Source organism: Comamonas sp. wu1-DMT, from assembly GCF_040187805.1.
GTDB lineage: Bacteria > Pseudomonadota > Gammaproteobacteria > Burkholderiales > Burkholderiaceae_C > Comamonas > Comamonas thiooxydans.
This window is the reverse complement of sequence record NZ_JBANEM010000010.1, coordinates 185941-207501: the sequence shown is the minus strand read 5'-3', so window position 1 is coordinate 207501 and position 21561 is coordinate 185941. Positions and strand designations below refer to the sequence as shown.

Genomic DNA, 21561 nt, shown 5'->3' with positions numbered 1-21561 from the left:
CGTCCACGTGGTGGCATGGGCGATGGTGCGCCCGGCCTGCGGTGCAGTGGCGGGGATGGGCTGCCATGCGCCTATGAGTTGATTCTGTTCAGTTGTTCAGGCTGTTCAGGCGTTTGCCTAGTGCCATATAGCAATCACTACCCCTCTCTTTTGGGGTTGAAGCTGCTGCATTGCCTAGTTGATGACTGTTCAGCCTGGATGACTGAGACAAGCGCATGCCGGGGCGCATAGGCACAGGCGCGCGTGCGCTCGGGCAAATCCGCAATTCCCTCTTATCAATTAACTGAACAGGGTGAACAGATGAACAAAGATGTTAGGGCATCAGTCAAAGTGGGTGGTCAGGGCCAGTGGTCTGATCATGAGAAGTGGTTGATTGAGCAGGGGCAGCAGCGCATCAAGAATTCGATGCCCGAGGTTTACAAGACCATTTGCCGGTATGCAGAGAAGGACTCGAATGTGTGGCGCATCGTGCGCTTGGGCCTGATTGGTCGGCCCGATCAGTTCTGGGCCTGCGAGGCTGGGCATGTGGCGGGTGCACCGTTCACACAGTTCAAGCGGGCTGTCGAGGTGTCGCGCCTGATGTCCCGGTTCGGTTGTGCACACGTGTGCATGATCGCCGGCCACGGTGATCTGGGAGGCTCCTGACCATGGCGCGGATCGAGCACATCAAGCGTCGCCTGGACAACTGGGCGCTGTGGAAGGCCCGGCTCAACAGCTCAGGCCTGGGCTTCCATTCGATGAACGTGCTGGCCGTGGATGTGTGGAGCCGCAACAGCTACAACGGCAGCATGATCCCGCACATCGACCAGGAAGGAGAGGAGACGGATCAGGCGGTGGAGGCGTTGAAGCCCGGAAAGATTCACCTGTACCAGACGCTGCATGCCTACTACCTACAGGACCTCGGCGTGCAGTTGATAGCCCGCAGCACAGGTAAGAGCCCCAGCACCATCCATTCGCACTTCGACCAGGCGGACCACTTTATCGCTGGCTGGTTGCAGGAGCAGGCCAGGGTGAGGGAAGAGAAAGAGGCATTAGCCCGTGGCCGCGAGTACATGGCGAAGCAAGGGAGTTTTTCCACATAGAGAGTTGCAGTACATTTGCGGCAAGCTAGTGCTCAGTGCCCCTAACCGCTGAGTCCTTGCCGGGAACCCCGCCAGTTTGCGCTGTGCGGGGTTTTCTTTTGTCCTCCCCCTCGGAGCAACTATGAGCAACGCCAGCAAACGGGCGCATGACGACCGGCGAGGCAGCTCGCACTCGCGTGGCTACAACTATGCATGGCAACAGGCCCGCGATCAGTTCCTGCGTGACAACCCATTGTGTGCAGAGCATGCAAAGCAGGGAGACGTGGTGCCCGCATCTGTGGTTGACCACATCGAAGCGCCGCGACTGCGCGAGGCCAGGGAGTCGGGAGATCCGGCTCGGCTGACTGCAGCTCAGCAGTTGTTCTGGAGCCGGTCCAACTGGCAGCCCTTGTGCAAGCACTGCCATGACTCGGTGAAACAGCGGGTTGAAAAGTCAGGTCGGGTGCCTGGATGCGACCCCTCGGGGCGCCCATCAGACCCGTTTCACCCATGGAACCGACGCCGACCCGAGGGGGAGGGGGGGGTGAAAAATTCGACCCCTTGAAGGGTCAAGACCGACAGCCCCTCTCTATACGCAAAATGCGGGAAATATGGGGAGGGGGGGGATCAAGTGAGGAGGCCATTATGGCAGGAAACGCAAACTCTGGCCGCAGTGCCAAACCCTCTTTTCTGCACCTTGCAGGCGGAAATGCCAGCAAAAAAAAACGCGGCTGAACTGCTCCGCGAAGTGGAGGCGCAGACGATCGCATCAAGCGAGCCGCCGATGCCGGAATTCCTCAGCCCGGCTGCTCAGGAAGAGTGGCGCCGCGTGGTGGTCGATCTGCTCACGCTGGGCTGGGTGCATCAGCTGGACATGATGGCCCTGGCCTCCTACTGCGAGGCCGTGGCCGACTGGCGCCGGTTCCGTGAATTGATCGCCAAGAAGAATCTGGCAGATCCAGAAAGCGGCGACGTGCAGACCTACGCCACGGGCGCAAGGCAGATCAGCGTGTGGCGCCAGTTGGCAAACGACGCGGAAAAGCGCGCGAACGCCGCTGGCGCGTTGTTCGGTATGTCGCCCCTGGCGCGGCGAAACATGAAAGCTGCGCCGCTGCCGCAGGGGGAGTTGTTCGGAAATGACGAAAAGGACGCCGTTAGCCGCTACTTCAGCTGATTGCCGCGTCCTTAAATTCGCGCGCCGCGTGCTGCAGGGGCGCATCATCGCTGGCCCACTGGTACGCGCAGCATGCAAGCGCCATCTCAGTGACCTCAAGTCCGGGCACAAGCGTGGGCTGGTTTGGAACCAGAAGGCCGCAGATAAAGCCATTGGGTATTTTGAGGATGTCCTCAAACTCAACGGTGGAGAGTTTGAGGGGAAACCTTTCCTGCTGGCGCCCTGGCAGGCCTTCATCGTAGGGAGCCTTTACGGCTGGTTCATGGATGACGGGCAGCGCCGCTTTCGCGTGGTCTACATCGAGACGGGCAAGGGCTCGGGCAAGAGCCCGCTTGTGGCGGGCATCGGCCTCTATGGACTGGCATCGGATGGCGAGCAGCGCGCGGAAATCTATGCTGCCGCTACAAAGAAGGATCAGGCCCAGATCCTGTTCCGGGATGCGGTGGCGATGGTCAATCAATCGCCTGGTCTCAGCTCGCGCCTGGTGCAATCTGGCCGTGACGAGAAGGTGTGGAACCTGTTCTACCCGAGCAAGAACAGCTTCTTCAAAACCATCTCTGCAGATGAAGGTGGCTCAGGGCCGCGCCCTCATGTGGGCCTGATTGACGAGGTGCACGAGCACAAGACGGCGACGGTGATTGACATGATGATCGCCGGCACAAAGAGCCGCCGGCGGGCCATGGTGATCATGATCACCAACAGCGGCAGCGACAAGAACACGCCTTGCGGCCAGTATCACGATTACGGTGCAGACGTGTGCACAGGAAAGGCACAGGATGATCGGTTCTTCGGTTTCATTTGCTCGCTCGATAAGGGCGACGACCCGATCAAGGATGAGCGCTGCTGGCCGAAGGTCAATCCGTCGCTGAGATATCGCCTGCCAGGTCAGCGCGAAGGCATCCCCGGATACGCCTACCTGCGGGCACAGGTGCAAGGTGCCAGAGGCATGCCATCGAAGCAGGCCAAGGTGCTGCGCCTGAATTTCTGCGTGTGGACTCAGGCGGAGTCGCCTTGGATTGACTGGGAGATTTGGAGCAGCGCCGCAGACAAAGTGCCGATGCGCTTGCTGCGCAATCGCAGGGCTGTTGCTGGCCTGGACTTGTCCAGCACCACGGACTTGACGGCTTTCGTGCTGCTCTTCTTCCCAACGGTCGAAGACCCGTACTGGCGATTGATGCCGTATTTCTGGATACCTGATCACGACATCGATGAGCGCGAGAAGCGTGACCGGGTTCCTTACCGAGAGTGGATTGAGAAGCGCCAGCTGGAGACGACACCAGGGAGAGCTGTCAGCCGTCTGTTTGTGTTGCGCCGCCTGCAAACCATCTGTGATTTCTTCGGTGGTGTGGAAAAGATCGCCTATGACCGCTGGCGCATTGAGGATCTGATCCAGCTTATGTCTGAGCACAGCATCAGCTTGCCGCCCATTGAGAAATTCGGTCAGGGCTATCAAGACATGGCCCCAGCGGTCGATGAGTTTGAGCGTCGTTTGCTCGGCGCTCCCTTGGAGGGGTCGGAGCCACTGGAGGACATGGAGGTCATCGAGCAGTTGCGGCATGACTCGAATCCTGTGCTGACCTGGAATGCGGCAAATGCTGTGGTGACTGCTGACCCAGCAAACAACCGGAAGGTCGATAAGTCCAAGTCAATTGGCCGAATTGACGGCATCGTCGCCTCGGTCATGGCTTGCGGTATCAGCGGGAAGGGCTCCCAGTTGGGCGGCCCTTCCATTTACGAATCAGGAGTGCGGATATGAAGCTGCGGATTCTCTCGTTTGTGTTTGGAGTGCTCGGCTTCGCCCTCCTGGTTAGTGGGCTGGCACTTTGGAGCGTCCCGGTGGCGCTGTGCGTTGCCGGGGTTTGTCTGTTGTTGTACGCGCTGTTGCTGGATAAGGCAGCAGCCGCATTGATCGCCAAGGGCGAGCCCAGCTAGTAAAGGATTGCCATGTTTTTTTCCTCGCTGCTTGGCGGTAGCGGCACGGGCGACCTGATCGATAGCAAAAGCAGTTTTTGGAACGGCTTTCTGGGATCGATCGGCATGAGCGCGTCCGGTGTGCGCGTCACGCCTGAATCCGCGCTGGCCCTGCCCATCCTGCAGAACTGCGTCACGTTGCTGGCCGAAAGCCTGGCCTCGTGCCCTGCAGAGCTGTATGAGCGCCTCGACGATGGGGGGGCGGGTCGCTGCCACTGAGCACCCGCTTTACAACGTCCTGCGCAGCAAGCCCAACGACTTCCAGACTCCCTACGAACGGGTAGAACTGTCGCAGATGGCCGCAGGTCTGCGCGGCAACAGTTACTCCTTCATCGACCGTGACGATCACGGCCAGGTCAAGGCACTTTGGCCTCTGGACTCATCCAAGGTCACAGTGCTGAAGGGGCCGGATCTACTGCCCTATTACCAGGTGGCCGGCGCCGGTGCACCGCTGCCCATGCGCCTGGTGCACCACGTTCGCTGGCATAGCCATAACGGTTATGTGGGGCTGTCGCCTATCCAGCTGCACGCCGATGCCATTGGCCTTGCTCAGACAGTACGGACATTTGCGGGAAAGTCATTTGCCAACGGAGCCAGTCTGTCGGGCGTCATTGAGCGGCCCAAGGAGATGAGGGCCATCACTGACCAGGCCACCATCGACGGGATCATCAACCAGTGGGGCAGCAAATTTAGCGGTGCAGACAATGCTCGGAAAGTGGCGTTGCTGCAGGAGGGCATGACCTTCAAGGCGGTGTCGCTGTCCAACGTTGATGCCGAGATGATCTCCATGCTCAAGACATCGGGCGTGGATGTGGCGCGGATCTACAAGATCCCGCTGCCCATGGTCAACGACCTGGAGAAGGCCAACTACAACACCATTGAGCAGTTGCTGATCCATTTCGTGGTGTTCGCGCTGCTGCCCTGGGCCAAACGGCACGAGGGCGCAATGATGCGCGACTTCCTGCTGGATAAGGAGCGGGGGCGTTACTTCATCGAGTTCAACCTGTCTGGCCTCATGCGGGGCGACCAGAAGAGTCGCTACGAGGCCTACGCCATCGGGCGGCAGTGGGGCTGGCTGTCGGTCAACGACATTCGGCGCCTGGAAAACATGCCGCCCATTACTGGAGGCGATACCTACCTGCAGCCGCTGAACATGGTGGATGCCAGCAAGGGCACGCCGGATCTCAACAACCCTCAAGTGCGCGCCCAGTTGGTGAACCAGCAGCGCGAAATTGAAAAACTACTGGCACCGCAATGAAGAGCTATCTCCGTGCAGCCGGGCTGCTGTTCAATCAGCCCCTTCTCGCCACGCCCGACACGGTCGAAATGGCCGTGCGCTGGGCCAATCAGACCATGGGCCTGAATATCATCAACCTGCCAGGCCCGGCCGAGCCGCGCATGTGGCACGACGATGACGACTATTCAGCTGCGCTGGCCAGGCAGGAAGCCGAGCGCCGGGCGGTCATTGAGTCCACGGGCGTAGAGGTGATCGCTGTGCATGGCCTGCTGGTCAGCCGTGGCGCTCACATGAACGTCTGCGAAACAATGACCAGCTATGAAGGGCTGCGCAGCGAACTGCGCCGCGCGGTGGCTGATCCCAAGGTGGAGCGCATCGTGCTGGACATCGACAGCCCTGGCGGTTCTGCCACGGGTGCTTTCGAGCTGGCCTCCGATCTGCGGGCCATGAGTCGGCAAAAGCCCATCACGGGCATCGTCAACTTCCAGGCCTTCAGCGGTGGCTACCTGATCGGGGCGGCTTGTTCCGAGCTGGTGGTCAGCCGCACCAGCGGTGTGGGCAGCATCGGCGTGATCGCCAAGCATATGGATCGTTCTGTGATGGAGGAGCGGGCCGGCGTCAAAGTGACCACGGTCTACGCTGGCGCCCACAAGAATGACCTCTCGCCGCATGAACCCCTCACGGAGCAGTCTCTGCAGTACCTGCAAGGTCTGGTCAATGAGGGCTATGCAATGTTTGTCGATGCGATTGCGGAATATCGCGGGCTGAGCCCTGATGCAGTGCGCGCCACGGAGGCCGGCGTCTATCGAGGTCAAGCGGCCATCAGCCTGGGCCTGGCCGACCGCCTGGAAGCACCGACCGACGCCCTCGACAACATCACCCGCGCCATCGCCGTGACTCGGGCAAACCGCCCCAGCGGCAGTCGCCTATCTGTACGCGCTGCAGCTGCTGCAGCACAAGTTCAACTCTGACGCGTTCGCGGCAGATCTCCCGGCCCGCTGGCAATCGCCATGCGGGCTTTTTTATTGCCTCAAGGAAGCAAACCATGTCTCTCGTGACTCAACTCCGCAGCGAACGCGCCCAGCTCAATACCCAGCTGCAAGCCCTGGCACAGAAGGAAGCTGGCGGCGAAACCCTCTCGGCTGAAGAGCTGCAACAGTTCACATCCCTGGAAAGCCAGATGGCTGACCTGACCGCAAAAATTGCCCGCGCCGAATCGGCAGAGCGCCTCGCAGCCTCGGCGGCGGTGCCGGTCACTGAATCGGGCCGTGGCATTGCATCGCCTCCCGGCCAGACTCCTCACATCACTGTCACCAGCAATGAAGCGCCTGGCGCGCAGGCCGCTCAGATTGTGCGCCTTCTGGGCGCTGCGGGCGGCAGCCAGCTGCAGGCAGCAGAGCTGGCCCGTGCTGGAGGCTTTGACAACGAGGTGGTGATGGCGCTCAGCACAGTCACGCCTGGTGCGGGTGGTGTGCTGGTCCCCACCAATATGGCCACTTCTGTGATTGAGGCATTGCGGCCGCATGCCGTCATGCGTCGCATGGGTGCGCGCTCTCTGCCGCTGCTCAACGGCAACATGACGCTGCCCCGCATCAAAGACTCCACCACCATCTCCTATATCGGTACGGAGACGGACATCCTTATCACGGGCATGACCTTCGCGGATATGAAGCTGCAGGCCAAGAAGCAGGCCGGACTGGTGCCTATCGCCAATGACCTGCTGAAGTTCTCTGGCGTCAATCCCCAGGTGGATGCACTGGTCGCGCAGGACATGCTGGTCACGAAGGCGCTGTTTGATGATGTGACCTTCATCCGCAACGTGGGTAGCGACCTGGAGCCCAAGGGCCTGCGCTACCTGGCATTGCCCTTTAACGTGGTGACGGCGCCGGTCAACCCTGACCTGCAGGACATTGATATGTTCCTGGGTGGTCTGATGCTGCGCCTGGAAGCGGCCAACGCCAACATGGCCAACTGCGGCTGGCTGATGGCACCCCGCACCGTGCGCTGGCTGCAGGCGCTGCGTGATGGCAACGGCAACAAGGCTTATCCCGAAATCGAACAGGGCCAGCTCAAGGGCTACCCCATCGGCATCACAACTCAGATTCCGGTGAATCTCGGCGCGGGCGGCGATGAGTCGGAGATCTACTTCAACGACTTCTCCGACAACTACATCGGCGAAACCGGCCAGATGACCATCGCTTACAGCAATGAAGCGACCTACAAGAACGCGGGCGGAGACGTTATCTCTGCCTTCCAGCGCGATCAGACGCTGATTCGCCTGATTGATCACAACGACTTTGGTCTGCGTCACGTCGAGTCCGTGGCAGTCGGCACCGCTGTGAAGTGGGGCGCCGGCATGTAAATCGGCTCCGGCCTCCGGGCCGGGTTTATCGGACTTTAAGGAATCCAATCATGAGCAAGCAAGACAACGTGGCAGTGCAGTTTCTTAAGACCTGGCGCGGCTACAACAAGGGCGAAGTCGCAGGCTTCCCAGCTGAGCAGGCTGAGGCGCTGGTCAATGGCAAGGTGGCCGAGCCGTATAGCTCGGTCAAGAAGCCTGCGACCAAGCAGGAAAAGGGCGCAGCGACCGGCAAGCCCCCGGTGGCCAATCAGACGACTGCGGATGGCAAGGGCACTGGCGATGGCAGCGATAAGTCGCCCGATGACAACGGCGCCGGCACTGGCGGCGCTGACGACGACCGGCCCTGATCATGGCGCGCCGCATTCGATATAGCGGCGATCCAGTGCTGACCGTCCAGGATGTGGTGGCCTGGGTACGTGATGACCTGGCCAACGCCGAGGAGGCGCTGATCCGCGATCTGATCATTCCCACGGTCACAGCTCAATGCGAGGCCGAAACCGGAGCAGCGATCCGCCAGGCCGAGTATGTGGAGGACTGGCCTGCGGGCCTGCTGAGCCGTGCGCTCGATGTGGGTCAGGCCGTCGAGGTGCTGGAGGTGAAGTCTCTTGCGTCAGGCGGCCAGATCCTCTCGCCGACTCAGTACAGCCTGCAGCTAGGTCAGCGGGTCAGCCATCTAACCCTGGCTGGTGGTGGCAGTCCGGTGCGCATCACCTACAAGGCCGGCGTGGACTTCGCCGCCTACCCCTCGGTCAAAACCTGGATGCTGCTCCAGGCCGGGACATTGTTTCAGCAGCGCGAGTCCCTGATTACAGGAACCATCGTGGCCGAGCTGCCGTTGAAGTTCATCGGCAGCATGCTGGCCGACATCACCGTCCCGCCGCGCTTCTGAGGTGCCTATGCTGAAAGCTGGAAAGTTCAACTGTCGCATAGACATTGAGGCGCCTACGTTCACAAAAGGCACCTCGGGCGGAGTCAAGACCGCCTGGGCGCCATTCGCATTACAGGTCTGGGCCACCCGCACCAGCAAAAGCGGGTTTGAGCGGGCCAGCACTTCTGCCGGTGGTGAGGTCGCTGTCGCCCGAGAGGAGTTCTTTCTCTACTGGCGGCCGGGCATCACCGCAGAGATGAGGGTCGTTCTGAATGGCCAGATCTTCAACATCAAACACGTCAATCCAGTTGTGGATCGTCGGCGTGCTTTGCTCCTGACTTGTGAAAGCGGTCTGAACAATGGCTAAAACTGAAACCCTCGGCATTGGCGAGATACGGGCCGAGTTCACGAGAGTGCGCACTGACATGCAAAAGCGTGTTGCGCGCAAGGTGGTGGTGGCGGGCGGGCGCGTTCTCAAGGCTGAGGCGATTGCCATTGCCACGGCCAACGGCTCCAAGGTCTCCGGCGACATGATCAAGAACATCGCCATCAAGCGTGAATCCAAGGCGCCGCCAGGCACTGAGCAGATTCACCTCGGCGTGCGACATGGCCGCGAGCAGACCAAGAAGGTACGCATGCAGGGCAACAAATCCCTGGCCGTCAACAGCCAGGGCCGAATCGTCACCCGCCGCGATAACGATCCCTACTACTGGCGCTTTGTGGAGTTGGGTCACAAGATCGTCCCCCGGCGCAGTGCCAGCGGCAGCAGGTCGATCCGCAAGCGGCGCCAGGAGGCTGTTGCCCATGTGGCGCCCAAGCCCTTCATCCAACCTGCTCTGGAGCGCAAGCGCACTCAGGCCATCGACGCCATGGGTAAGGCGGTGGTGCAGGAAGTGCTCAAGGGGGGAGGCTGATGCCGACGATTCACGAAACCATTACTGCTGCCCTGCAGGACGTGCCCAACAGCTGGGCCATCGAGCTGCCGACCCGGCCCAAGTTCCCTGCGGTGGTCTTCAACGTGGAGACCAACCCCGAGGACGCCTGGTGCATGGGTGGTGGCTACGACCAGCACACGGTCCAGATCGTGGCCCTGGCCGACACGCTGGAGGAGCTGGATGCATTGATCCCGACCTCGCCCGCCACCGGCCCGATCCGTGCCGGTATGGAAGCCTTGGACTGCTTCCAGTACGAGGACTCTAGCGGCGATGCCGTCTATGAGCCCGACCCCAAGAAGTATGGGCGCCACGTCACGGTGGTGCTGCGTACACCTCGCTACTGAAACTCTCTCACATCACCATGACCACTGACAAAAAGACTGCGCCCAAGGCTGCGCAGGTTGTGCATACGTCTGCACAAACCAAGCCCGTGAAACCCGACGAGCACAAACCCAGTGCACCGCTGGCTGTGGATGAATTCCACGGCAAGGCTGGTTGCTTTGTGCGTGACCCGATAACCGGCGAGCGCAAGCCAGATCCCGCCACCGAAGTGCAGGCACCTGCCGCCGAGCCCTCGGCTGAATGATTCAACTGAAGAAAGGTTAGATCACCATGGCAAAGTCTATGAAGAAGATGCTGCTGCTTGCTGCCGTTCAGTCGGTGGTGGGCACGGCGGTGGTTCCCACTGCTGCAGCCAATGCTGTTCTAGTGCGTGGTTTCACGCCAGAGCCCATTGCGGCCGAGCAAGTCTCCCGCGACCTGATCCGCCCCTACAAGGGCAACAGCGGCAAGCTCACGGTGGGCGAGCACCGCAAATTCAGCTTTGAAGTGGAGCTGGCCGGCAGCGGCACCGCCGGCACGGCACCGGCTTGGGCGCCAATCCTCATGGCCTGCGGCTTCTCGCAGACCATCACGGCTGGCACGGATGTGCGCTATTCGCCCGTGAGCGAGGGCGAGCCCGTCATGACCATGTACGGTTATGTGGACGGCACGCTCTTCAAGATGGAGGACGCGCGCGGCACCGTCACCTTTGAGCTGAACGCCAAGGGCATCCCGGTGATGAAGTTTGAATTCCTGGGCACTTATTCCCCGGCCTCCGAGGTGGCGATGCCCACGGGCGTGGACTACACCAAGTTCAAGCAGCCGTTCACGGTGGGCAAGAAGAACACGCCCACGCTGGAGATCCACGGGCACGCAGCCTGCACCAGCGCATTCAGCGTCAACTGGGCCAACCAGCTTGCCTGGCGCGAGCTGATCAACTGCGCGGGCACTTCCAGCGACGACCGTCAGCCTACGGGCTCCATCACCATGGAGTTCCCCAAGGTCACCACCAAGGACTGGGCAGAGATTGTGCGCACCAGCACGGGCGGCCCGCTCAAAATCGTGCACGGCACCACGGCCGGCAACATCGTTGAGCTGCAGATGCCGTTCATCCAGCCCGGCCCGTTCACGCTGCAGGACGATGCATCCAACGTGATGATGACCCTGCCTTTCGACGTCAACCCAGTGGTGGGCAATGACGAGCTGGTGATCATCGTCCGCTGACCGCTTCCACTTTCAACAACCCCGACAAGGGCCGCTACTGCTGCGGCCCTTTTTCTTTTCTCGTTTTATCTCAGGAGATACCCAATGTTTGAACTGGCCCGCAAGGAAACCTTCAAGGCAAAAGTCACCGTCCAAGTCAAGACCGATAGCGGCTGGCGTGAAGAGCACTTCATCGGCATCTTCAAGCGCGTCGATGACGACCGTCAGCGCGAACTGGCAGAGGTTCCCTACAAGGACGTGGTGGACGAAATCCTGATTGGCTGGGAAATGGTGGATCTGCAGCACAAGCCGGTCGAATTCACTCCCGAGAACCTGGCCGCTTTCAAGTCGCTGCCCGGTGCTGCGCGCGAAACTGTGATCGCCTTCATGAGTGCCAACAGTGGCGCCAAGCAAAAAAAACTGATCGAGGCCGCGCGCTGGTGGGCCGGGATTCGTCAGGTCCAGCCCGACCCCTGGGCGGTTGATGAATCGGTGCTGGAGGCCATGCGCGCCTTTGGCGCACCCGCCGAGGACATTGAGCGCGCGGCCCAGCTCATCGAGGACGGCAGCAAGCCAGCCGAACACGCAGCCTTTGAGGTCCATCACGACAACATGCGCAGCGTTCGTGCCTGGCTGGGCATCAGCACCCAATGGCAGTTTGCGGGCATGGCCGGTGTGCGTGTCGGCCTGAACTACGCCGGCGTGCTGGCCTGGCTGCAGATCCACGTGCGGCCCCGCCTTCGGCGTGCGGTCATGAGTGATATCGAACTAATGGAGCGCGCTGCCCTGCAGGCGCTCAACGAGATCCGCGAAGCGGAAGAGCAGGAGTAGCTATGTCGGCACTGGGTTCGCTGGTCGTCAAGCTCGCGCTGGAGTATGCGCAGTTCACGCAGGGCCTTGATAAGAACGAACAGGCCGCGCTGAAGAATGCCAAGAGTGTTCAAGCAGCCTACGACAAGATGGCCGGCGCAGTGGAGGAGCGCTTTCAAAGCGTGAAGTCATCCATTGCCGGCGCCGTCGCGGGTGTTGTCTCTGTGGCTGGTCTGATTGCCGTGGGCCAGAAGATCCGCGAGGAGACCATCAACGCTGAGAAAGAACAGGCTCAGCTCACGGCCGCGCTCAGATCCACGGGCGAGGCTGCAGGCTGGAGCCAGGATCAACTCAACGATATGGCGGCGGCCATGTCCAAGGTCACCACGTACTCTGCGGGCGAGGTCAACCAGGCGCAGGCGCGTCTGCTGGCCTATGTGAATATCACGGGCGAGCAGGTTCCCCGCGCCATCCGGGCCGCCATGGACATGGGCACCCGGCTGGAAATGAACCTTAACCAGTCCATGGAGACGGTGGCTAAGGCGCTGGACAAGCCCAGCACGGGCATGCAGTCATTGCAGCGCCAGGGCTTCAAGTTCACCGAGTCTCAGATCGAAATGGCCAAGGCGCTGGAAAGCAGCGGCCGCCTGGCCGATGCGCAGGCCATTGTGTTTGCAGAGCTGGAAAGCTCCTATGGTGGTGCGGCCGAGGCGGCGCGCGACACATTGGGCGGTGCGCTCACGGCAGTGTCCAACACCATCAACGATCTGTTGACGGCGGACAGTGCCAGCTTGCCTGCCCTGCGCAACAGCGTGGAGGAACTGAATCAACTGCTGAATAGCGATGCGTCAAAGGCTGCATTCAGCTTCTACGTGCAGCTCATGGTCAACATGGCTACGACCGCCGGGAAGTTGGCGGTCGCTCTGGCAGATCTACGTAATGGCGGTCTTGGGTCGCTGCTGGGTCATGCCACGGCAGATAACGCCGGCAGCGAACTCGTTTCGATTGAGGGCAAGCTCAACAAAATGCGCGCCGACGCAGCGGCGGTAGATCCTTCCAAGGGCTTCACGAACAAGCTCAATGACTTCCTGTTTGGCGACTTCGGTGACCTGCAGCGCCAGATCGGCGTTCTGGAGAATCAGCGCGAAGTGCTTCTGCGAACGGTCAATGCATCTGAAGGCCTCGGCAAGTCCTATGAGGATCTGAGTGCAGACAATGACCTGTTGGTGGCTTCACTGGCGGGGACTTCGGAGCAGCTTGGAAAGCAGACCGTTGTCGTTGGTCAGACGGACTCTTACCTTAAGAAGTACGGCACCAGCGCCCAGAAGGCCGCGATTGAGATTGCCGAATGGAAGAGCAAGCTGGGCGCTGCCTTCACCCCCGAGATGGAGGCCAAGATCCGCGAGGCCTATGCCAAGCAGGATGCGGGGGCCAGGGGCGCTGCGCAGTCCGTCAAACAGCTGCAGACGGCCTATGACAACATGGCCAAGGGCCTGGATGAAAAGATCGCCAGCCAGCGCCTGGAGCTGGCTACCTCTGAAAAGCTCACCGATTCGGCCAAGCTGCGTATCAAGTTTGAGCAGGAGTTGAAGGGCTCGCTGGCCGGTTTGAACCAGGTGCAGCGCGACAGCCTGGAAGCTCGCTTCAAAGAGCTAGAGAAATTGGAGGAAGAAAAGGCGGCGAGGGAGGCGCTTGCCAAGCTGGCCGAGGAGGAGCGTGCGTACAAGCAGCAGTGGCTGGGCGACCAGGCCAAGACCGTGGAGGAACTGACAGCCAGCAACAAAGCTTTGCGCGAGGAAGTGGAGCTATCGGGCCTCAATGCCACTCAGCAATCCAGCGTGCTGCGCCTGCGCGCGCATGCCATCCTGTTGACCAAAGAGCAAACGCTTGCAGAGATGGAGCGTGCAGCACAGCTAACGGGCACTATGACCCGAGAGCATGCGGCGCTCCAGCAGGAGGTTGAGCTTCTGCGCGAGCGCATGGTGCTGACGGGCACGAAAGAATCCCGAGAGGCATCGGCCCAAGCTGCACAGGCCAGTGTGCAAGAGTGGCAGTTGGGCGTGAACCAAATCAGCCAAAGCCTTACCGATCAGCTGATGGATGGCGGCCGAAGCTTCGGTGACTATCTTAAGAATCTTGCGCGCACTCTTGTGTTTCGTCCCATCATTCAGGCCATTGTTCAGCCCGTGCTTGCTGGTGGTGCCATGGCTGGGCTCAGTGGCACGGCATCAGCTGGCGGCACGAGTATGGTGGGTGCTTTGCAGTCAGGTCAATCCCTCTGGTCTGCGTTCTCTGGGGGTACCTCTGGGGCGCTTGCATCAGGGGTTGCCGGGCTTGGCAAACTCATGGGCAGCAGCTTTTTGGGTGAGCTGGGCTCCGGCATCGCTGCTGGTGGTCAACTCGGAATCGGTGGAACCGCATCGTTGATTGGATCAGCTGGCGGGACCACGGGCATGGGAATGGCCATCGGGGCGGCGTTGCCTTGGGTCGCTGGCGGCTTGGCTGTGCTCAGTCTGGCCGGGGGGCTCAAAGGAATCTTCGGCGGCAAGGTCTCCAAGCGCGGCGAAGGCATTGAGGGCGAGCTGGGCGGTCAACTGCTCAGCTATGCGGAATACAAGAAGTCTGGCGGCTGGTTCGGCTCCAACAAGTATTGGACCGATACGGCACCGATGCAGGCCAATGATGCTCTGCAGCAGACCTTTGCGGCGCTGCAGACCAGCATCAGCCAGCAGGCCAAGGTGCTGGGCATCTCGGCAGACGCTGTCGCCACCTATACCCGCAAGATCCGCTTCTCCACCGAGGGGCTGTCTGGCGACCAGGTGGCGGCACGCCTGCAGGAGGAAATGACTGCAGCCGGGGAAGAGATGGCCGCCCTGGTGCTGGGCACTGCGCAGTACACCAAGGCCGGCGAGACCGCCTCGGCAACGCTGCAGCGACTGACTGGCAGCCTGGGCGTGGTCAACACCACGCTGGAGGTGACGCGGGGCAAGCTGTTTGATGTGGGCCTGGCCGGCGCAAGCATGGCCAGCGACCTAGTGGACCGCTTCGGCGGCCTGGATGCCTATATCACTGCCAGCGATGCCTATTACCAGGCGTACTACACGCAGGCCGAGCGGGCGAACCAGAGCACCGAAGCCATGCGCAAGCAGCTGGAGGCCCTGGGTTTGTCGCTGCCCGAGTCGCGTGAGCAGTTCCGCCAGTTGGTGGGCAGCCTGGATCTGACCACGGTGCACGGCCGGGAGGCCTATGCCACGCTGATCAAGATGGCGCCCCAGTTCGACGAGACAGCCTCCATGCTGGAAGAGCTGGCACGTGCTGCAGCGGCCGATCTGATTGCCACCTACACCAAGGCGGCAGCAGTGGCGCCGGGCATGAAGATCGCTCAGGACGCCATGGCAGCGGTTGCCACGCAGTCCGATCGCTTTGCCGGCAGCGTCTCCATCATCAACAAGATCCTGGGGGATTCCTCCAGCGGCGTGCTGGTGTTCGGGGACCGTGTGCAGTTCGTGACCTCGGCGCTCGACCCTGCGCAGCTCGCTGTGCAGCGCCTGCGTGCCGAGATGCTGGACCTGGAGACTGCGGCCTCAGGCTCGGTCGTCAACATCGACGGCCTGGCTAAAGCCCTCGACGGGGTCGATGGTCGAACCTTCACCGCCACGGTGGTGGGTGTGTTCGACCTGATCGCCAACCGCATCCGCAGCAACCTGGCAGACATTGCCAGCGAGCGCGAGGCGGTGCGTGAGGCAGCCATCAGCATCATCGCTCCCCGCGTGATGACGCCGGCGCAGATCCGTGAGCAGATCAAGGCGCAGACTGTGGCACTGCCCAATCAGAACGGCATTGCAGCCGCGCAGACCGCGCTGGCCAGGGCCGATACGCTGGTCAAGCAGCGCGAGGCGGAGCGACTATTGGCAATACAGAGTCTGACGTCAAAGCAAAGCAGTGAGGTGACAGCTGCACAGCAAGCCCAGAATCGAATCGATAGCGCGAAGAGAACGCTCACGGATTTTTATAACTCTTGGGCAGACATCCGACGTTTGACAGGAAACAACGTCAACAGGTTGCTGGATGGATCTATAGCGCCGGGCACATACGTCCCTGAAAAATTCGGTGTAGCACCAGACCTTACTGAAGAGCTACGGAAGCGCCTGCAGGCACTTATAGATGCTCAAAATTCTGCATTCACAAGCGCTCAGAAAAATGCTGACGCCGTCGCTGCAGCTAGAGCTAAATATGACGCGACCGTGGCTCAGGCGGCGACTGCGCAGCAGGCCCTGGCAGCCGCTGCAGCCGCTGCCCAGAAGTCACAACTTGACTATGTCGCGGCACTGCAGAAGTACAGCATGGACAGCGGAAAAGCCGTCTCTAACCTAAGTAAGCTGCGCGAGGAAACGGTGGCTTGGTATCAAAGCCAGGCCCAGCTTGCCCAGACCATGGGGGACAGTGCGGCAAGCCTGCGGCAGACCGTGGCGGATGTGCGATTCAGCATGCTCGACACGCCTGCGCAGTTTGCCAACCTGCAGGAGCGGTTCAACGTCGCCTACAGCATGGCCATGTCCACCTCCGGTGAGACCTTGGCTGGTTACGGCAACGAACTGAACTCGCTGCTGAATCCGGTGCTGCAGAAGGCGCAGGAGGCAGGACTTTCGGGCTCTGAATACAGCAGCCTTGTGAAGACCCTGCTGGCCCGCGCCGAGGCTGTGGCTGGCCGGCTGGATAAGGAAGCGCCCAAAAACTACCAGGAAGAAAGCCTGGGCCTGCTGGGCCAGATCGACAGCACGCTTGCCGCCCTGGAGGCCGGTGCCAAAAGCACCGAGCAACTGATGGTGGAAGCGATCAAGGCGGGCACGGATACCACACGGGATGGCCTGCGTGCCGTGATCGCTGTGCTGCGTGGCCAGGCGGTTCCTGCATTCGCAGAGGGTGGCTCCTTTGCGGGCGGCTTGCGGTTGGTGGGGGAGCGCGGCCCAGAGCTGGAAGTGACCGGGGCGGCCCGGTACTACAGCGCTGAGCAGACGGCTCGCATGCTGGCTGGGGTGCAGGCGCCTGTCGTGACTCAGGTCATGCGGGGCGGCGCTGTTGACCTGACGCCGCTGCTCGATGAGATGCAGCGGCTCAGGCGAGAGGTTGCCGGGCGCCTTCAAAGGCAAGAGGCCTCTATTGAGGCTGTTGCTGTCAATACAGGTCGGTTGCAGCGCAACTTCGACCGCATCACTGTGGAGGGCATGCCTGTGCGCAATGTCGATGATGAGCTGTTGACGGTTCGCGTGCAGCCGGAGCCGGCGGCACCCGAGCCGGCACCGGTGGAGGGGGGCTGATGCTTCTGATCAGGCCAACCAAAATCACGCCTGGAATGGTCACTGCCAGCAATGCCGGCCAGGCTGATCCCGCTTACTCGGGCGCGGCCACCTACAACCTGAATGAGCGCGTGTTCTTCCCGGATAACGGGAAGACATACGAATGCATTGAGGGGCCGGTCACCGGGGTGTCACCCGTCAGCAAAGATGGTCCTTTGCATTGGCTATTGGCAGGGCCATCCAATCGCTGGGCCATGTTTGACGATGAAACCAGTACGTCCACGGAGACGGCTGGCGACCTCACCACCACGGTGGTGTTTCCTGGCCGTATCAATGCGGTGGCCTTCTTTGGACTTGTGGGGCAAGCCATTGAGGTTACGCAGCGCAGCAGCGCAGGGGTCGTGCTCAGCCAGTTCAGTCGGTCGCTGAAAACGCAGCCAGCTGACTGGTATGAGTACTTCTTTAGCGAGCCTGAGCAGATCCCGGATGTGGTGTTCGCCGGCCTGGTGCCTTCCTCTGGCAGTCGCCTGGAGATCAAGATCACCGGCCCGGCGGCCTGCACATCCATTGTGGCGGGCAGCACTTTTGACCTGGGTGAGGCTCAGTATGGCGCGTCCACATCGATCACCGACTACTCGCGCAAGAGCACTACCGCTGATGGGGTGCAGAGCTTTACCAGAGGGCGTTTCAGCCGTCGCATGTCCATGCGTCTGGAGCAGCCTCGTGAGCGATACCCATCTGTTCAGCGTGTTCTGGAGTCTGTGCGGGCAACGCCTTGCGTGTGGTTGGGCGTGCCGGGCTCTGAAGCCTATAGCCCCATGACCATTTACGGCTACTACCGAGACTTCTCTATCGAGGTCTCGTATTCGACAACGCACTTGTGCTCACTGGAGATTGAGAGTCTGACATGACAGTTACCGTCCCTCCTTTACCCACGCCGCCCCAATCGACAGACCCGCAAAACTTCAATCCTCGCGCGGATGTATTCCTCACTGCATTGGTGACTCAGACCGATGCGATGAACGCCCAGAATGCTGAGAACAATCAGTTGTCCGCGGCGACAACAGCTGCTGCAGCGAGGGCTGCGGCCTCAGATGTCAGTGCGCGCAATGCGTCTGATCTGGCAGTCAATGCGGCAGCAGCTGGCCGGTTTGATCCCACGGCGACATACGCGCTAAAGGATCTGGCCTGGAGCCCCGTCAACGGGATGATCTATCGGCGCCTTGTCGCCGGGCGCACCACGACAGATCCGAGCGCCGACAAGGTCAACTGGGTCGAATGCACCAACCTGCCTGTGGGGGCAGATCCGAATCAGGTTCCCGCCGGCCACCAGCTAGGGCGCCTGGCGTACCTGGACTTCCTGGGCGCTCTCACCGTTTCAAGGAACCAGCCGCTGGCTAACGGCAGTGTCTGGGTGGAGCGTGCCAGCGATACCTCCATCAAGCTTTTCATGCGCGGTGATGACGGCGTCGCGCGTTCTGCAACCCTCACCTTGAGCTGATCTGATATGGGAACCATTCTGAATCTTCCCGAGCTGCGGCCTGCTCTCATGCTGGACTTTGCCAACAGCCGCCAGGTGGACCCGCGCGTCACCTTTACCCGAGCGTCTGCTGCCACGCGATGGAATGCTGCTGGCGTGCTGGAAACTGTGCCTGCTGGTGTGCCGCGCATCGACCACGATCCAGCGACCGGTAAATGCCTGGGCCTGTTGGTGGAGGGGGCGCGCACGAACCTGAGAACCAACTCCCGGCAACCCACTGCAAGCACGGGAACCGTCTTGGGTACATCCACTGCGATTGCACCCGATGGACTGGCGGTCACCTCCATTGAGGACGATCCAGCCACCTCTGGAGAGCACTACACCAACGATGCGAGTATTGCAGTCACTGCAGGGCAGACGATCGTACAGAGCATTTTTGTAAAGGCTATGCCTGGCGCAGAGCGCCAAGTTGCGCTTCGAGTAGCTGGAGGTTCTGCAGGAAGTCTGGCTCTGGCTTTCAATGTCAGCGACACGGCATGTTCGGCCGCAGTGGTCAATGGTTATCCATACGGCATACAGAAATGCCTGAATGGCTGGTGGCGTATCTGGATTTCCTACACCGCCGCGAGCGACGTGCCAGCTGCGATTTTCCGTGTTCAGTTATACAAGAACAATGCCAGCGTCTATCAGGGGGAGGCCGGCAAGGGGTTGTTTCTGTTTGGTCGACAAGTCGAGGCGGGCAGCTCCCCAACGTCATACATCCCTGCAGGGGCGAGTGTGGCTACGCGGGCTGACGAGTTCGCTGGGCTGCTCGGTACCAACTTCTCCAGCTGGTATCGGCAAGATGAAGGAACCTTCTTGTTTGAGGGGGCGCCTTCGAGTATTGCCTCGGGCAGCGGCCTGTTTGCAGTCGGGGATGCTTCGCTGAATTTTGAATCCAGCAATGGCATCTATCTGAGTGTCAGCAGCGGTACGGGTTTGATCTCAGCAAGTATGGCTGTGGCGGGTGTTGGACAGATCGGCACCAACACAGTTACCGGCGGCTTTGCAGGCGGTGTGTCCAAGAAGACAGCCTTTGCCTACCAGACGGACAACACGGTGGGGGCCACCGACGGGATCCTGGGAGTGGCCGATACCTTGTGCACGATTCCCAAGGGGGTCACGGGGCTGTCTTTGGGCGAACTTTCCGCCGGTTGGACCGGAGGGACTTCCAGGCTGAATGGCCATATCCGCCGCTTCGCTTACTACCCGAAGCGGCTTTCGGACATCGAGCTCAGAAAGATCACGGAGGTATGAGCGTGCGATTCCTCAAATTTGAATCCGAGGCGGCTGCTCGCCTTGCCTTCTCTCCTTGGATGGTAGACCTGCATGGTGAGATGCCCTCATCCATTGGCACAGTGGCCGTCGATGTTGTGGGTGTGGTGATGCGGCCCACTGGCGGCACTATTCAGACAGAGACTGGCCCCGTGCCTGAACTGGCCCCCATTCCCGGCTGGCATGTCAATCTGAGTGATGCAGTCCCTGAGCTGGAGGCATACGAGATTGAGCCACCGGCCAGCCCTGATCGCGTATTCGCCGGCGCCTGGCCGCCCAGCGTTCCGCAGGTGCCGCTCAAGGTAACCCGCCGCCAGGCGCGTCAGGCGCTGCTGCTGGAAGGCTTGTTTGATCTGGTGCAGCCAGCTATCAGCGCGATCCCAGATCCGGTCCAGCGTCAGATGGCCCAGATCGAATGGGACGATTCGCAAGACTTTGAGCGCCACCGCCCGCTGTTGATCCAGATCGGCTACTCCATCGGCCTGGATGACGCGGGCCTTGATGCACTCTTCATTCGTGCAGGAGGGCTGTGATGCTGATAGCGAGTTACAAGGTAACGCGGCCTGGCCTGCAGGGGCTGTTCAATCGCATCATCCGTTTGCGCCTGCGGGCGCCGTACAGCCACTCCGAGGTGGTGTTTGAGCCAGGCGATGGAGTGGGCCAGTTCATGCCCGATGGCACTGCCGCGCAGGGGCAGGACGGCTCTTTGTGGTGTGCCAGCAGTGTGGCGGCCGAGGCGCTGTCGGCGTACTCCCCGCGCCGGCCAGGCAAGAAGGGCGGCGTCCGCTTCAAGCGTGTGGTGCTGGACCCAGACCATTGGGACATCGTCAAGGTCGATTGCGACCCTGTGGCGGCCGCGCAGTGGTTCAAGGCCCACGAGGGCGAGCTATACGACTGGCAGCTCATCCTGGGTTTTGTGTCCTGGGTGATCCCTCAGAAGTCCCAGCGCTGGACCTGCAGCGAGTCTGCGGCCGCAGCCTTGGGCATTGCCGAGGAGGAGGCCTGGCGCTTTGATCCCGTGAACTTGCACGCCGCATCGCAGACCTGGCTGCACACCCGTTGATTCCAATTCAAACCCATCGAGCCCGCCCTGTGCGGGCTTTTTTCTGCCCGAGGGAGGGCAACAAATGGCAGAACCTGCATCGACCACGACGGCTGTGACCATCGCCAGCGCGGCCGTCTCCACGTCTGCGCTCACGGCATTCGGTGTGCCGCTGGGCCTGCGTGCTGATGTGCTGCTCGCTGGCTTTCTGGGCAGCCTGATCGCAATCATCTTGCTGAACACCGTGCCCGGAAGCAGCGACACAACACGGGACATGGTGCGCTTGGCCTTTCGCCGTATGGCCGTGGCCTGGGCCAGCTCCATCACGGCGGGCTATCTCACGCCCCTGGTGCTGTTGGTGGCCATCGTTCCCGAGACCGTCTTGCTGCCTATGGCCTGCCTGGTCGGCGCTGGGGCGCAGAGCTTTCTGCGGGCACTCATTGGCAAGTACCTGCCAAAGCCTGACCAGGCGGAAGGGGGCTGACC

24 protein-coding genes are annotated in these 21561 nt (G+C 61.1%); all 24 read left to right on the top strand.

Going from position 1 to position 21561, the window contains the following annotated elements; genetic code table 11:
- Nucleotides 1-243 precede the first annotated feature (243 nt).
- The 24 genes from V8Z78_RS15935 (at nt 244) to V8Z78_RS15820 (ending at nt 21559) form a co-directional block, all read left to right on the top strand.
- The gene (locus V8Z78_RS15935; protein ID WP_349731686.1) at nt 244-645 is read left to right on the top strand and encodes a hypothetical protein; all 402 of its coding nucleotides are present in this window, start codon (nt 244-246) and stop codon (nt 643-645) included.
- A gap of 2 nt (nt 646-647) precedes the next feature.
- A complete protein-coding gene (locus V8Z78_RS15930) occupies nt 648-1082 on the top strand; it encodes a hypothetical protein (protein WP_349731685.1) in 435 nt (144 codons plus the stop codon).
- A 688-nt stretch (nt 1083-1770) separates the two neighbouring features.
- Complete coding sequence (locus V8Z78_RS15925; RefSeq protein ID WP_349731684.1) at nt 1771-2235, top strand: P27 family phage terminase small subunit; 465 nt, start codon at nt 1771-1773, stop codon at nt 2233-2235.
- The gene (locus V8Z78_RS15920) at nt 2198-3991 is read left to right on the top strand and encodes a terminase large subunit (protein ID WP_349731683.1); all 1794 of its coding nucleotides are present in this window, start codon (nt 2198-2200) and stop codon (nt 3989-3991) included. Before V8Z78_RS15925 ends, V8Z78_RS15920 begins: the two co-directional genes overlap by 38 nt.
- Complete coding sequence (locus tag V8Z78_RS15915; protein WP_349731682.1) at nt 3988-4167, top strand: hypothetical protein; 180 nt, start codon at nt 3988-3990, stop codon at nt 4165-4167. The genes V8Z78_RS15920 and V8Z78_RS15915 overlap by 4 nt, the downstream gene beginning before the upstream one ends.
- A gap of 12 nt (nt 4168-4179) precedes the next feature.
- Nucleotides 4180-4425, top strand: a complete 246-nt coding sequence (locus V8Z78_RS15910; protein WP_349731681.1) for a hypothetical protein — start codon at nt 4180-4182, stop codon at nt 4423-4425.
- Nucleotides 4385-5464 carry a phage portal protein gene (locus V8Z78_RS15905; protein ID WP_349731680.1) on the top strand — a complete coding sequence of 360 codons (1080 nt, stop codon included), beginning with the start codon at nt 4385-4387 and terminating at the stop codon, nt 5462-5464. The genes V8Z78_RS15910 and V8Z78_RS15905 overlap by 41 nt, the downstream gene beginning before the upstream one ends.
- The gene (locus V8Z78_RS15900) at nt 5461-6414 is read left to right on the top strand and encodes a S49 family peptidase (protein WP_349731679.1); all 954 of its coding nucleotides are present in this window, start codon (nt 5461-5463) and stop codon (nt 6412-6414) included. Before V8Z78_RS15905 ends, V8Z78_RS15900 begins: the two co-directional genes overlap by 4 nt.
- A gap of 74 nt (nt 6415-6488) precedes the next feature.
- Entirely contained in the window at nt 6489-7805 is a 1317-nt protein-coding gene (locus V8Z78_RS15895; protein WP_349731678.1) for a phage major capsid protein, read from the top strand.
- A gap of 50 nt (nt 7806-7855) precedes the next feature.
- Nucleotides 7856-8152: a hypothetical protein gene (locus tag V8Z78_RS15890; RefSeq protein ID WP_349731677.1), complete on the top strand. Its 297-nt coding sequence runs from the start codon at nt 7856-7858 to the stop codon at nt 8150-8152.
- 2 nt (nt 8153-8154) lie between these two features.
- On the top strand, nt 8155-8694 hold the full coding sequence (locus tag V8Z78_RS15885) for a hypothetical protein (protein WP_349731676.1): 540 nt from the start codon (nt 8155-8157) through the stop codon (nt 8692-8694).
- A 7-nt stretch (nt 8695-8701) separates the two neighbouring features.
- Nucleotides 8702-9040, top strand: coding sequence for a head-tail adaptor protein (locus V8Z78_RS15880; protein WP_349731675.1), 339 nt, complete (start codon nt 8702-8704; stop codon nt 9038-9040).
- The gene (locus tag V8Z78_RS15875; RefSeq protein ID WP_349731674.1) at nt 9033-9587 is read left to right on the top strand and encodes an HK97-gp10 family putative phage morphogenesis protein; all 555 of its coding nucleotides are present in this window, start codon (nt 9033-9035) and stop codon (nt 9585-9587) included. The genes V8Z78_RS15880 and V8Z78_RS15875 overlap by 8 nt, the downstream gene beginning before the upstream one ends.
- Nucleotides 9587-9952, top strand: a complete 366-nt coding sequence (locus V8Z78_RS15870; RefSeq protein ID WP_279086790.1) for a hypothetical protein — start codon at nt 9587-9589, stop codon at nt 9950-9952. Before V8Z78_RS15875 ends, V8Z78_RS15870 begins: the two co-directional genes overlap by 1 nt.
- A 17-nt stretch (nt 9953-9969) precedes the next feature.
- Nucleotides 9970-10194: a hypothetical protein gene (locus tag V8Z78_RS15865; protein ID WP_279086788.1), complete on the top strand. Its 225-nt coding sequence runs from the start codon at nt 9970-9972 to the stop codon at nt 10192-10194.
- Nucleotides 10195-10220: 26 nt separating this feature from the next.
- Nucleotides 10221-11153 (top strand): phage tail tube protein, encoded by a 933-nt coding sequence (locus tag V8Z78_RS15860; protein WP_279086786.1) that lies wholly within the window; start codon nt 10221-10223, stop codon nt 11151-11153.
- A gap of 84 nt (nt 11154-11237) precedes the next feature.
- The gene (locus tag V8Z78_RS15855; protein ID WP_349731673.1) at nt 11238-11963 is read left to right on the top strand and encodes a DUF1799 domain-containing protein; all 726 of its coding nucleotides are present in this window, start codon (nt 11238-11240) and stop codon (nt 11961-11963) included.
- A 2-nt stretch (nt 11964-11965) separates the two neighbouring features.
- On the top strand, nt 11966-17260 hold the full coding sequence (locus V8Z78_RS15850) for a phage tail length tape measure family protein (RefSeq protein ID WP_349731672.1): 5295 nt from the start codon (nt 11966-11968) through the stop codon (nt 17258-17260).
- Entirely contained in the window at nt 17260-18150 is an 891-nt protein-coding gene (locus V8Z78_RS15845) for a hypothetical protein (protein ID WP_349731671.1), read from the top strand. Before V8Z78_RS15850 ends, V8Z78_RS15845 begins: the two co-directional genes overlap by 1 nt.
- Entirely contained in the window at nt 18147-18740 is a 594-nt protein-coding gene (locus V8Z78_RS15840) for a hypothetical protein (RefSeq protein WP_349731669.1), read from the top strand. The genes V8Z78_RS15845 and V8Z78_RS15840 overlap by 4 nt, the downstream gene beginning before the upstream one ends.
- A gap of 6 nt (nt 18741-18746) precedes the next feature.
- Complete coding sequence (locus V8Z78_RS15835; protein ID WP_349731668.1) at nt 18747-20015, top strand: phage head spike fiber domain-containing protein; 1269 nt, start codon at nt 18747-18749, stop codon at nt 20013-20015.
- A gap of 80 nt (nt 20016-20095) precedes the next feature.
- A complete protein-coding gene (locus tag V8Z78_RS15830) occupies nt 20096-20566 on the top strand; it encodes a hypothetical protein (RefSeq protein ID WP_349731667.1) in 471 nt (156 codons plus the stop codon).
- Nucleotides 20566-21096 carry a hypothetical protein gene (locus V8Z78_RS15825; RefSeq protein WP_349731666.1) on the top strand — a complete coding sequence of 177 codons (531 nt, stop codon included), beginning with the start codon at nt 20566-20568 and terminating at the stop codon, nt 21094-21096. Before V8Z78_RS15830 ends, V8Z78_RS15825 begins: the two co-directional genes overlap by 1 nt.
- A gap of 64 nt (nt 21097-21160) precedes the next feature.
- A complete protein-coding gene (locus tag V8Z78_RS15820; RefSeq protein WP_230847783.1) occupies nt 21161-21559 on the top strand; it encodes a hypothetical protein in 399 nt (132 codons plus the stop codon).
- Nucleotides 21560-21561 lie beyond the last annotated feature (2 nt).

What these genes read in the sequence shown, in the direction of transcription:
- V8Z78_RS15855 (WP_349731673.1), top strand. Translation starts at nt 11,238, where the DNA reads ATGTTTGAACTGGCCCGCAAGGAAACCTTCAAGGCAAAAGTCACCGTC.
- V8Z78_RS15925 (WP_349731684.1), top strand. Translation starts at nt 1,771, where the DNA reads ATGCCAGCAAAAAAAAACGCGGCTGAACTGCTCCGCGAAGTGGAGGCG.
- V8Z78_RS15920 (WP_349731683.1), top strand. Translation starts at nt 2,198, where the DNA reads ATGACGAAAAGGACGCCGTTAGCCGCTACTTCAGCTGATTGCCGCGTC.
- V8Z78_RS15825 (WP_349731666.1), top strand. Translation starts at nt 20,566, where the DNA reads ATGCTGATAGCGAGTTACAAGGTAACGCGGCCTGGCCTGCAGGGGCTG.
- V8Z78_RS15870 (WP_279086790.1), top strand. Translation starts at nt 9,587, where the DNA reads ATGCCGACGATTCACGAAACCATTACTGCTGCCCTGCAGGACGTGCCC.
- V8Z78_RS15890 (WP_349731677.1), top strand. Translation starts at nt 7,856, where the DNA reads ATGAGCAAGCAAGACAACGTGGCAGTGCAGTTTCTTAAGACCTGGCGC.
- V8Z78_RS15910 (WP_349731681.1), top strand. Translation starts at nt 4,180, where the DNA reads ATGTTTTTTTCCTCGCTGCTTGGCGGTAGCGGCACGGGCGACCTGATC.
- V8Z78_RS15845 (WP_349731671.1), top strand. Translation starts at nt 17,260, where the DNA reads ATGCTTCTGATCAGGCCAACCAAAATCACGCCTGGAATGGTCACTGCC.
- V8Z78_RS15865 (WP_279086788.1), top strand. Translation starts at nt 9,970, where the DNA reads ATGACCACTGACAAAAAGACTGCGCCCAAGGCTGCGCAGGTTGTGCAT.
- V8Z78_RS15895 (WP_349731678.1), top strand. Translation starts at nt 6,489, where the DNA reads ATGTCTCTCGTGACTCAACTCCGCAGCGAACGCGCCCAGCTCAATACC.
- V8Z78_RS15880 (WP_349731675.1), top strand. Translation starts at nt 8,702, where the DNA reads ATGCTGAAAGCTGGAAAGTTCAACTGTCGCATAGACATTGAGGCGCCT.
- V8Z78_RS15900 (WP_349731679.1), top strand. Translation starts at nt 5,461, where the DNA reads ATGAAGAGCTATCTCCGTGCAGCCGGGCTGCTGTTCAATCAGCCCCTT.
- V8Z78_RS15875 (WP_349731674.1), top strand. Translation starts at nt 9,033, where the DNA reads ATGGCTAAAACTGAAACCCTCGGCATTGGCGAGATACGGGCCGAGTTC.
- V8Z78_RS15885 (WP_349731676.1), top strand. Translation starts at nt 8,155, where the DNA reads ATGGCGCGCCGCATTCGATATAGCGGCGATCCAGTGCTGACCGTCCAG.
- V8Z78_RS15930 (WP_349731685.1), top strand. Translation starts at nt 648, where the DNA reads ATGGCGCGGATCGAGCACATCAAGCGTCGCCTGGACAACTGGGCGCTG.
- V8Z78_RS15905 (WP_349731680.1), top strand. Translation starts at nt 4,385, where the DNA reads ATGAGCGCCTCGACGATGGGGGGGCGGGTCGCTGCCACTGAGCACCCG.
- V8Z78_RS15830 (WP_349731667.1), top strand. Translation starts at nt 20,096, where the DNA reads ATGCCCTCATCCATTGGCACAGTGGCCGTCGATGTTGTGGGTGTGGTG.
- V8Z78_RS15840 (WP_349731669.1), top strand. Translation starts at nt 18,147, where the DNA reads ATGACAGTTACCGTCCCTCCTTTACCCACGCCGCCCCAATCGACAGAC.
- V8Z78_RS15860 (WP_279086786.1), top strand. Translation starts at nt 10,221, where the DNA reads ATGGCAAAGTCTATGAAGAAGATGCTGCTGCTTGCTGCCGTTCAGTCG.
- V8Z78_RS15915 (WP_349731682.1), top strand. Translation starts at nt 3,988, where the DNA reads ATGAAGCTGCGGATTCTCTCGTTTGTGTTTGGAGTGCTCGGCTTCGCC.
- V8Z78_RS15820 (WP_230847783.1), top strand. Translation starts at nt 21,161, where the DNA reads ATGGCAGAACCTGCATCGACCACGACGGCTGTGACCATCGCCAGCGCG.
- V8Z78_RS15850 (WP_349731672.1), top strand. Translation starts at nt 11,966, where the DNA reads ATGTCGGCACTGGGTTCGCTGGTCGTCAAGCTCGCGCTGGAGTATGCG.
- V8Z78_RS15835 (WP_349731668.1), top strand. Translation starts at nt 18,747, where the DNA reads ATGGGAACCATTCTGAATCTTCCCGAGCTGCGGCCTGCTCTCATGCTG.